The organism is Neobacillus drentensis (assembly GCF_036965245.1).
Taxonomy (GTDB): Bacteria; Bacillota; Bacilli; order Bacillales; family Cytobacillaceae; genus Neobacillus; species Neobacillus drentensis_G.
Genome location: NZ_JBALPG010000039.1, coordinates 29,756 through 41,397 on the forward strand (window position 1 = coordinate 29,756; position 11,642 = coordinate 41,397).

8 protein-coding genes are annotated in these 11,642 nt (G+C 41.3%); all 8 read right to left on the minus strand.

Features of this window, described 5'->3' with window-relative positions:
- Positions 1-363 precede the first annotated feature (363 nt).
- Complete coding sequence (rlmD, locus tag V7150_RS09615) at positions 364-1,737, minus strand: 23S rRNA (uracil(1939)-C(5))-methyltransferase RlmD (protein ID WP_335516829.1); 1,374 nt, start codon at positions 1,735-1,737, stop codon at positions 364-366.
- A 756-nt stretch (positions 1,738-2,493) separates the two neighbouring features.
- Positions 2,494-3,957 (minus strand): nicotinate phosphoribosyltransferase, encoded by a 1,464-nt coding sequence (locus V7150_RS09620; RefSeq protein WP_335516831.1) that lies wholly within the window; start codon positions 3,955-3,957, stop codon positions 2,494-2,496.
- A gap of 64 nt (positions 3,958-4,021) precedes the next feature.
- Complete coding sequence (locus V7150_RS09625; protein WP_335516834.1) at positions 4,022-4,567, minus strand: cysteine hydrolase family protein; 546 nt, start codon at positions 4,565-4,567, stop codon at positions 4,022-4,024.
- Positions 4,568-5,307: 740 nt separating this feature from the next.
- A complete protein-coding gene (sdhB, locus tag V7150_RS09630) occupies positions 5,308-6,057 on the minus strand; it encodes a succinate dehydrogenase iron-sulfur subunit (protein ID WP_335516836.1) in 750 nt (249 codons plus the stop codon).
- A gap of 2 nt (positions 6,058-6,059) precedes the next feature.
- On the minus strand, positions 6,060-7,823 hold the full coding sequence (gene sdhA, locus V7150_RS09635; RefSeq protein WP_335516839.1) for a succinate dehydrogenase flavoprotein subunit: 1,764 nt from the start codon (positions 7,821-7,823) through the stop codon (positions 6,060-6,062).
- Between the two features lie 24 nt (positions 7,824-7,847).
- The gene (locus tag V7150_RS09640) at positions 7,848-8,462 is read right to left on the minus strand and encodes a succinate dehydrogenase cytochrome b558 subunit (protein WP_335516841.1); all 615 of its coding nucleotides are present in this window, start codon (positions 8,460-8,462) and stop codon (positions 7,848-7,850) included.
- A gap of 75 nt (positions 8,463-8,537) precedes the next feature.
- Positions 8,538-10,001 carry an aspartate ammonia-lyase gene (gene aspA / locus V7150_RS09645; RefSeq protein WP_335516844.1) on the minus strand — a complete coding sequence of 488 codons (1,464 nt, stop codon included), beginning with the start codon at positions 9,999-10,001 and terminating at the stop codon, positions 8,538-8,540.
- Positions 10,002-10,102: 101 nt separating this feature from the next.
- Positions 10,103-11,416, minus strand: a complete 1,314-nt coding sequence (locus tag V7150_RS09650; protein ID WP_335516847.1) for an anaerobic C4-dicarboxylate transporter — start codon at positions 11,414-11,416, stop codon at positions 10,103-10,105.
- Positions 11,417-11,642 lie beyond the last annotated feature (226 nt).

Consider the following 11,642-nt stretch of genomic DNA (forward strand, 5'->3'; position numbering starts at 1 on the left):
TGTGGCCAATTGCCGATTAATCCATCAAAAGCTGAGTTTCTTATGAGCAAGAAGTCCTCCGAATCAGTTTCATCGAATGAGCTTCTATCTATTTCTGTACATCGCTAAAAATGCCCACCGATTTTCCCCCACTCAAACCCGCATTCCTTCGTTCGCTGTCATAATAAAGTTTTCCGAAATCTCCCGCTTTACCCGCTTTTTCTTCTCATTTTTTCACTTTTTCCCGCTCTTTTTTCACGCTTTTTCTCTAATTCGAATAAAGTTTTCCGAGGCTACAAAAATCAGAAAGGCTTATCCCGTAAGGGATAGCCCTGTCTATTAGTAATTTGTAATTACATGACATCTTTCAACATTAATCTGTCCTTAGCTATTTAATTCAATCTTAGCAACTGCCTCACAGTGCGTCGTATGCGGAAACATATCCACCGGCTGTACTTCCACCGTTTTATACCCGCCATCTTCTAGAATCCGTAAATCCCTTGCTAGGGTAGCTGGATTGCATGACACATAAACAACCTTCTTCGGTTTCATTTCAATAATCGTTTGCAGCAAAGCCTCATCGCAGCCTTTTCGTGGTGGATCAACGACAAGTACTTCTACAGCATTGCCCTCTTTATACCACTTTGGAATCACAACCTCTGCTTCCCCGGCTGCAAATTCTGCATTTGATATGCCATTCAATTCCGCATTTCGGCGTGCGTCTTCTATCGCCTCTGGAACCACTTCGACTCCGAAAACCTTACGAGCTTTTTGCGCTAAAAATAATGAGATCGTTCCAATGCCGCAATAGGCATCAATCACGTTTTCTTCGCCGCTTAGGTCCGCATATTCCAGCGCCTTATTATACAAAACCTTTGTCTGAACAGGGTTCACTTGATAAAACGACAGCGCAGATATGGCGAATTTCACATCGCCAATGTAATCATAGATGACTTCATTTCCCCAGAGAACGGTCGTTTTTTCCCCCATAATGACGTTTGTCCGCTTCGAATTCACATTATGAATAATCGACTTCACCTTCGGCAGCCGGGCAACAATTTCCTCAACCAGCTTATTTTTCTGAGGTAGGTCAGCTGTTCTCGTAATGATCACAACCATTAGCTCGCCTGTTTGCTGACCGTACCGTGCCATGATATGGCGGAGCACACCTTTATGGGATTCTTCGTGATAGGCAGGGATGCCAAGCTTGCTGCAAATTTCCTTTACAGCTTGAACTGCTTCATTAATTTCAGGCAGCTGAATTAAGCTTTCATTTGTATCTACAATTTCATGACTCCTTGGTTTAAAAAAACCTGCGATTAATTTGCCGTCCTTTTCGCCAACAGGCACCTGTGCCTTGTTCCGATAGTGCCATGGGTTGTCCATCCCTAAAATCGGGTGAACGACCACATCCTCTAGTTTGCCGATCCTAGTAAGCACTTGGCGAACTTGATTTTCCTTGTATTGCAGCTGACCCTCATAGCTGATATGCTCTAGCTGGCAGCCGCCGTATTTGTTCTTTTCGTTGCTTGCAATATCGACTCGGTAAGGGCTTTTTTCATAAAGCTCAATCATGCGTCCAATCCCATAGCCTTTGCCCGTCTTAATCACCTTAACTTTGGCCTTTTCACCAGGCAGCCCGTTTGGTACAAACAGCGGATAACCATCCACTTTCGCTACTCCTGCCCCGTCATGGGTTAAATCTTCAAAAACTACATCTATATAATCATTTTTGTTTACTGGTAATGGTCTGCTCATCCGTTTCTTCCTTTACACGATTTGACTAGCTAAGATTGTAACACAAAGAAAGGCTAATTGCGAAACCTGGCGCAAGATAATAGCCTTTTTTCAACAAAAACCAAGAAAATTGTCAGAATATTTTTGTTTCCAAATATAATAAAAGTGGATATGATTAAAACAATCTCATTGGAAGGAGTGGATAACGATAAAAAAAATAAAAGCCTTTTCTTTTCCCTTACTCCTTGCCTTCCTTGCTTTTAATTTCTCACACTTTTCAACCACCAATTCGCACTCACATTCTGCGATCAAAGCAGTCATCAACTTAGATGATTCAAAGGCGAAGTCGCAATCGGACGATGAGAAAAAACAACTATTCGACCTGCACATACTCTTCCAGCTTTCATTAATTCTTTTAACAGTCGTGATTCCACTCATTTTTTGGATTTTTAGGTTTAACAGAAAGCATATTTTTCTGATCCCCATATTCCATCAATCAAACTACTTAATCCTCCCTCCCGAATCATAAGGGAAAAAATCAAAAATAAGGGAGGAAGTAAATATGTGGATCCGCTTTTTGATGATTGGGTTCTTTTCGATATCAGCGGCAGGAATGCTTACCTACCAAGGCATTGAGATTTTCCATGCCTTTATCGATTACTTTAAACAAAAATAAAAGAGAGGCAGACTCAGGTGGAAAATGCCGAACCACCTTGGGCTTGCCTTTCTTTTTATCGAAAAAAAGACGCCCGATTTCTTAGGACGCCCCATTACATCTTATTCCTTCATCGCCGCAACTTGCTCTTTCACTTCTTCAATGTTTTTCATCTTGTTATCCCAGCACTTTTGACTTAAGTCGAGTGGATAGTCCTCTGGATTCAATATCCGCTTGTACTCGTCCCATAATGCATCAAGATTTTGCTTCAGATACTCACGGGACTCCTCCAGACAAGGAATTTCATAAACGAGATTACCGTTCGCAAAAATATCTTGATGGAGCTCTTTTGCCGTAAAGTTCGTAACCACCTTATTAATATACGTATGGGTTGGATGGAACATGCGAAGCCGTTTTTCCGGAAGCTTTTCGTCCTCCATCGCGATATAATCTCCTTCAGCATGGTGGTTCGTATTATTGATAATCCGGTAAACCTTCTTTATCCCCGGAGTCGTTACTTTATCTGGATTTGAGGAGATCTTAATCGTATCCTCCATTTTGCCGTTCTCATCTTCAATCGAAACAATTTTATATACAGCACCAAGTGCCGCTTGATCGTAGGCGGTAATCAGCTTCGTGCCAATCCCCCAGCTATCGATTTTAGCACCCTGCGCTTTTAAGTTGATAATTGTGTGCTCATCTAAATCGCTTGAAGCATAAATTTTCGCATCCGTAAATCCTGCTTCATCAAGCAGTTTTCGTGCTTTTTTAGAAAGGTAAGCAAGGTCACCGCTGTCTAGGCGAATCCCAATAAAATTAATCTTGTCCCCCAGCTCTTTCGCTACTTTTATGGCATTTGGCACACCGAGGCGAAGGGTATCATACGTATCTACTAAAAAGACACAGTCTTTATGTGATTCTGCATATTTATGAAAAGCAGTATATTCATCTTTATAGGCTTGAACCATTGAATGGGCATGGGTTCCAGCAACAGGAATACCAAACAGTTTACCTGCCCGTACATTGCTTGAAGCGTCAAAGCCGGCAAGATAAGCCGCTCTCGTTCCCCAAATCGCTGCGTCCATTTCCTGTGCCCGTCTTGTCCCGAATTCCATCGCCATTTCACTGCCGACAACTTGCTTGATTCTTGAGGCTTTCGTGGCAATTAATGTTTGGTAATTCACAATATTAAGCAAAGCCGTTTCAATTAATTGGGCTTCCCCAAGTGGTGCATCCACCCGTAAAATGGGCTCATTGCCAAAAACGAGCTCGCCCTCTTGCATCGAGCGAATGGTACCAGTGAAACGCATATTTTTTAGATATTCGAGAAAATCGTCTTTGTAGCCAATTTCATTTTTCAAATACTCGAGATCATCCTCACTAAAGCGAAAGCCTTGGATATACTGAATGATCTTTTCTAGTCCAGCGAAAACAGCATAACCATTTCCAAAAGGTAGCTTGCGGAAAAATAGCTCGAAGACTGCACGTTTATTATGTATCCCATCTCTCCAATACGTCTCTGCCATATTTATCTGGTATAGATCCGTATGTAGAGTAAAACTATCATCATGATAAATGTGTTTCATAATCGACCCTCCGGCGTACTATTACAGCTTTTCACCATTATAACCGATAATACCATTAAAAACACTATTTAACCGTAGCTCCGAGTGATTGTGCAAAATGTCCGAGTGCCCATTCATGCCCTGATGGATTAAACGAGGCGACTGCTTCCTTATAAACAACAATCTTAAAGCCTTTATTATAGGCATCTACTGCTGTGTGAAGAACACAAATATCGGTACAAACACCAACTAGGTGAACCTCGGTAATTCCACGCTCACGCAATTTGATTTCAAGATCTGTTCCCGCGAACCCTGAGTATCTCGTTTTATCCATATAATCGACATTTTCACGATGTTTATTCTCATTATAAATATCCTGCAGTCCGCCAAATAAATCCCGGCCCGCTGTCCCGCGCTGATTGTGCGGCGGAAACAGCTTCGTTTCTGGATGGTATTCATCCCCTTGGTCATGAACATCTATAGCAAAAACAACATAATCGCCATTGTCAATAAACGCTTTCGTCAGTTCAACGATTTTCCCCTCAATCGCCTGCCCTGGCTCGCCACAGGTTAATGCCCCCGCATCCGCTACAAAATCATACGTGTAATCGATATTAATTAATGCCTTCATTTCCCATCGCCCCTTCCAGTGTCTTGACTAATGTCTTTAATTCATTATACACATTTAATGAACCACCTAAAAGCAAAATTGACCGATGAAGGTACATAAGGGCGTTTTCTGTTTGGAAGGAAACTGAACAAAGTTTTATTAATTGAAAAGAGAGAGCTCGAGCTTATTAGATACCTTTTCTTTGAAACAAGAGAGGGTATGGGCCCCAATACAGTCTATTGAATACCTTTTCTAGAAAAAACGAGAGAGTTCGGGCTCCTATAACTATCATTGGATACCCTTTCTGTGAAAAAAGAAAGAGAATGGGCTCCAATACAGTCTATTGGGTACCTTTTCTGTAAAATAAAAAGAGAATGGGCTCCAATACAGTCTATTGGGTACCTTTTCTGTAAAATAAAAAGAGAATGGGTATCCAATACAGCTATTGGATACCCATTCTTATATAAAAAAGAGAGTTCGGGCTCCAATAATCATCATTGGATACCCTTTATATTAAAAAAGAGAAAAAACTGGCTCTAATACTGGCTATTGGATACCTTTTCTTGGAAAAATGAGAGGGGTTGGGATCCAAAAACTATCATCGGATCCCTTTCTATTAAAAGAGAGAAAGAACAGGATCCAATAGCCTTTTCTTGGATACCTTCTCTGTATAAGGGGAAAGAGAAAGGTATCCAATTATACTAACCAATAGTTTAACTGTAATTCGTTTTCAATCCATCGTTCAGATGGTGGCTGGCAACTTATCCGAAGAAGTTCTTTAGCGACTGAATCGTTGTTTGCCGATTTAAATCGGCAATTGAGGTGGTAAGTGGAATACCTTTCGGACATACCTCAACACAGTTTTGCGAGTTACCGCAGGAGGTAAGTCCCCCTTCGCCCATAATGGCCATAAGACGTTCTTCCTTATGCATTGCACCAGTAGGATGGGCATTGAACAAGCGTACCTGTGACAATGGTGCCGGACCGATGAAATTGGACTTGTCATTGACGTTAGGACATGCCTCTAAACAGCAGCCACATGTCATACATTTCGATAATTCATAAGCCCATTGTCTTGTTTTTTCCGGCATTCTTGGTCCTGGACCTAAATCATGTGAGCCGTCAATCGGAATCCACGCTTTTACCTTTTTCAAGGCATTAAACATCCATGAACGGTCAATCAATAAATCGCGCATGACGGGGAATGTCGCCAGCGGCGCAATACGAATTGGCTGATCAAGCTGATCAATTAATGAAGAACACGCTTGGCGCGGCTTCCCATTAATGACCATCGAGCAGGCACCACAAACTTCCTCTAAGCAAACAGATTCCCAAATGACCGGAGTTGTTTTTTCCCCTTTGGCGTTCACTGGATTCTTTTGAATTTCCATTAAAGCCGAGATGATGTTCATATTTGAACGATAAGGAACCATGAACTCTTCTGTATATGGGGCAGATTTTGCATCCTTTTGTCTAGTTATAATTAAATGAATGGTCTTTTCGGTTCCCATCATCATTTGGCTCCTTTCTTCGCTTTTGTATAATCTCGTTTCCGTGGTTTAATCAACGAAATGTCTACTTCCTGATAAGACAATTCTGGTAGATTCGTTGCTGGATTGTATTCCGCTATTGTCGTTTTTAGCCATTCCTCATCATTACGATCCGAGAATTCCGGTTTATAATGAGCCCCGCGGCTTTCGTTCCGATTATAGGCTCCAAGGGTAATGACATGGGCAAGATTAATCATGCCTTCTAATTGGCGGACAAACGAGGCGCTGGAGTTGCTCCATTTTGCCGTATCTTCAATATTGATATTTTTAAAGCGTTCGGAGAATTCCTGAAGTTTTTCATACGTCATTTTTAATTTCTTATTTTCCCGAACAACGGTTACGTTTGCTGTCATGAGTTCGCCTAGTTCCTTATGAAGTACATAGGCGTTTTCTTTTCCATCCATCGCTAAAATAGATTCATATTTTTTGCTATCTTCGTGTACCTGTCCTTCAAAAACAGAACTTGAAACCTGTTCGGTCGTCTTATTAAGTCCTTGAATGTATTCAAGCGCTTTTGGACCGGCTGCCATTCCGCCGTATACCGCTGATAACAACGAGTTTGCACCAAGACGGTTTGCACCGTGCTGCGAATAATCACATTCACCGGCAGCGAACAAGCCTGGGATACTGGTTTTTTGATCAAAATCGACCCATAGACCGCCCATTGAATAGTGGACACCAGGGAATATTTTCATTGGCACCTTACGCGGATCATCACCCATGAATTTTTCATAGATTTCCATAATTCCGCCAAGCTTAATATCCAACTCTTTTGCGTCAATATGAGAAAGATCCAAATAAACCTTATTTTCCCCATTGATCCCAAGCTTTTGATTGATACACACATCGAAAATCTCACGGGTTGCAATATCACGCGGCACAAGATTTCCATATGCCGGATATTTTTCTTCTAAGAAATACCATGGCTTTCCGTCTTTATACGTCCAGACCCTGCCGCCTTCACCACGTGCTGACTCACTCATGAGGCGGTTCTTATCATCTCCCGGAATAGCCGTTGGATGAATTTGAATAAATTCTCCGTTCGCATATAAAGCACCTTGCTGATATAGTCTTGCCGCTGCATAGCCCGTATTAATCGTTGAATTGGTTGACTTTCCAAAAATCATTCCAAGTCCGCCAGTTGCCATGATAACGGCATCTGCAGGAAACGACTTCATTTCCATTGATCGTAAATTCTGTGCGGTAATTCCGCGGCAGGTACCTTCGTCATCGATGACCGCAGAGACAAACTCCCAGCCCTCGTACTTTGTTACTAAGCCCTTTACTTCGAAGCTGCGCACTTGTTCGTCTAGTGCATAGAGGAGCTGCTGCCCTGTCGTAGCCCCAGCATATGCAGTTCTGTGATGCTGCGTTCCGCCAAAGCGTCTGAAATCCAGCAAACCTTCTGGGGTCCGGTTAAACATAACCCCCATCCGGTCAAACATATGGATAATTTTCGGAGCAGCTTCACACATTGCTTTTACCTGCGGCTGGTTAGCTAAGAAGTCGCCTCCATACACCGAATCATCAAAGTGCTCCCATGGAGAGTCGTTCTCCCCTTTTGTATTAACTGCTCCATTGATGCCGCCCTGGGCACAAACTGAGTGAGATCGCTTAACAGGAACAACCGAGAATAAATCGACCTTCGTCCCTGCTTCTGCAATTTTTATAGCGGCCATTAATCCGGCTAAACCTCCGCCTACAATGACAATGTTTCCTTTGCTCATTTGTCTGTCCTCCCTATCTAGCTTTTAAGCAAATGCTAGGATTGCGCGGATCCCGATAAAGGATAATGCGATAAATAATCCGATTGCAATGTATTGTGTAACTTTTTGTGATTTAGGTGAAACGGTGATTCCCCATGTGATTAAGAAAGTCCAAATTCCGTTTACAAAGTGATAAATACAAGAAACAATCCCAATGATATAAAGACCTAGAGAAATTCCGTTATCAACGATGTCCGCCATTAAATTATAGTTGGCTTCGGTTCCGTTAAATTCTACCTGTATCTTCGTTTCCCAGATATGCCAGATAATAAAAGCAAAGGCAATTAGGCCAGTGATTCGTTGTAAAAAAAACTTCCAATTTCGGAAAAAACCGTACCGGGTGACATTGTTTTTTGCCTGACGGGCAATAAAGATTCCGTACACCCCATGAAATAATAACGGGATGAAAATGATAAATAATTCCAGAAAATATTTAAACGGCAGATTCACCATAAAGTCTGCTGCTTTGTTATAGGAATCTATCCCATATGTCACGGAATAGTTGACGCATAAGTGAACAGTCATAAATACGCCGACAGGAATAATTCCCGACAATGAATGCAGCTTACGGTAAAAATGCTGATTTTTTCCACTCTCCATTTTGCAAAACCTCCAAATGTTGCTTAAATAATGCTTAAGCGCCAAGCCCTGAAGCTAGGCGCTTAAATTTTTTAACTATACTAAAGTTAATTCTTTTTCCTTTTGTTCACGGCGTTTCTTCTCAAGTAATTCTTTTCCAGCGATTCCTGGATTGGTCATTTCAAATGGATGTAAAATGGTATCAAGCTCACTTGCTGTTAACACGCCTCTTTCAAGGACGATTTCCCTAACCGGTCTGTTTGACACAATAGCTTCCCTTGCAATCGATGCAGCTGTTTCATAGCCAACATGCGGGTTAATAGCGGTGATAATACCAACACTATTATTCACGTAAGCTTCCATTCTTTCTTTATTAGGGGTAATACCGCTTAAGCAGTGTTCACGGAAAACGTTAAATACATTGGTCATGATCTTAATTGATTGTAAAAGGTTGAAAACGATGACCGGTTCCATTACGTTAAGCTCGAATTGTCCTGCCTCAGAAGCCATACTGATTGTTAAATCATTTCCTACCACCTGGAAGGCACTTTGGTTCAAGACCTCAGCCATTACTGGATTTACTTTTCCTGGCATGATAGATGACCCTGGCTGACGGGCAGGAAGGTTGATTTCACCTAACCCACAGCGTGGACCGGATGTCATCATCCGTAAATCGTTAGCAATTTTAGACATGTTCAACATACAAACTTTAAGGGCTGCTGAAGCTTCAATATAAGAATCTGTATTTTGTGTTCCATCTACTAGATCCTCTGAGCCTTTGATTGGCATTCCTGTAATATCCGCCAAAAATTTAACGGTTTTTTCAATATATTCAGGCTCTGCATTTAATCCCGTTCCAACAGCTGTTGCGCCCATGTTTACTTCATATAAATTCTCACGAGTCGCTTTAATTCGTTTAATGTCTCTTCTTAGTACTCTTGCATAGGCTTCGAATTCTTGGCTAAGAAGAATAGGTACAGCATCCTGTAAGTGGGTGCGGCCCATTTTGAGAATTCCATCAAATTCATTCGCCTTTTTCATGAATTCTAAATGGAGCTCTTCCATCGCTTTGACTAATGTTTCTAATGTCATCAGTGTTGACAAATGGATCGCAGTTGGAAAGGAGTCGTTAGTGGATTGAGCCATGTTAACATGGGAATTCGGACTGATGACCTTGTAATTTCCTTTTTGTTCACCTAGAATTTCTAGAGCCCGGTTGGCCAGAACTTCATTTGTATTCATATTGATGGACGTTCCAGCTCCACCTTGAATCGGGTCAACGATAAATTGATCATGAAGGTTTCCTTCGATTACTTCATCCGCTGCAGCCATGATAGCCTTCGAAATTTTTGTATCCAATTGGCCAATTTCCGCATTTGCATAAGCAGCTGCTTTTTTCACCATCGCCATTGCTTTTATAAGCGCTTGGTCAATTCGATATCCTGTAATTGGAAAATTCTCAACTGCTCTTATTGTTTGAACACCATAATAGGCTTCTGCCGGAACTTGTTTTTCCCCAAGGAAATCTTTTTCAATACGGAAATTCTCTGAATTACTCATAATTGTCATCTCCAATTTTTTTTTAAAACATTTATAGATTGGCGGTTTGGAAGCAGTCAGGAGACTGTTTCCAAACCGTTATTTATTTTTAAAGCTTCACTTTATAAAATTATCATGCTTAGTAAAATACCAATTCCAACGGCGCCAATAGTTGAAATTAACCCTGGCAACATAAAGCTGTGATTCAAAATATATTTCCCGATTCCTGTTGTTCCTGTGCGGTCAAAGTTAATCGCTGCAACAACAGTTGGATAGTTTGGAATAAAGAAGTATCCGTTAACAGCCGGGAACATTGCAATTAATAAAGCTGGGTTAATACCAAGTGTGATTCCAAGCGGCATTAATGTACGAACTGTTGCGGCCTGGCTATAAAGCAAGATTGAAAGGGCAAATAAAGCAATCGCGAATAACCAAGGTGCTGCTGTTACTAAATCAGAAATCGATCCAGAAATTAACTCTAGGTTACCTTGGAAGAACGTATCTCCCATCCATGCGATACCAAAGATTGCGACTACAGCTGTAGCACCAGCTTTAAAGACGCTGCCGGATACGATTTCATCCACTTTTGGTTTACAGAAGATGATGATTAAAGCAGCTATCGTCAACATTACAATTTCAATGGCAGCTGGCATTGACATTCTTGTGAATGTCCCGTCAATTGTCCATCCAGGACGTAACGCTTCAAATGAACCCAATACGACTACAAGTATTGCTGCTATTAGGAAAAAAACTACGGAAAGTTTTGCCCCTGTTGTCGCTATAAATTCCTTTTTATCCTTTTTAATCGGTGCTAATCCTTCTTCTAAACGCTTGAGGTATTCTGGGTCATTATTTAACTCTTTTCCCATTTTGCTAGAAACAAATGCACCAATCATACATGCGATAAGCGTAGAAGGAATACAAATCATTAATATATCGAGTAAGTTAATATTGAAAGGTGTTAATAAGGCAAGCAAGGCAACGGTTGCAGCTGAAATCGGACTTGCTGTAATAGCCTGCTGTGAAGCAATAACCGCTATAGACATTGGTCTTTCAGGTCTTACACCTGATTCGCGGGAAACCTCTGCAATAACTGGTAATACAGAATAAGCTACGTGGCCGGTTCCGGCGCAAAAAGTAAAAACGTAAGTAACTAGCGGTGCAATGAATGTGATCCACTTCGGATTTTTCCGCAATGCTTTTTCAGCTAGAAAAACCAGGTAATCCATTCCGCCTGCGGCCTGTAAAGCTCCAGCTGCTGATATTACAGCTAAAATCATTAGCATAACATCGATAGGAGCTGATGTTGGCTGGAGACCAAAGACGAAAACAAGAATAGCCAGTCCGACGCCGCCCATGACGCCAAGGCCGATTCCGCCTAATCTTGCTCCGATAAAAATACAGCCAAGGACGATTAAAAATTGAACCCAAAACATGTCGTTTACCTCCATACGGTAATGTTTTTTTATAAAACGACCCCTTCAGCTTTCCGTAATTCTTGACCTTATCACCTGCTTTCAAGTAGTATATTTGTGAAAACATTCACAAATATTTTCACCTTTTAAGCCCGCACTTCCATTTGCGCATTCCAATTTAAAAAATAATTGCTAAAACTATGGAACGTTGGAACCTCAAAACTACTTTGTAAAGCTTCCTTTGTTC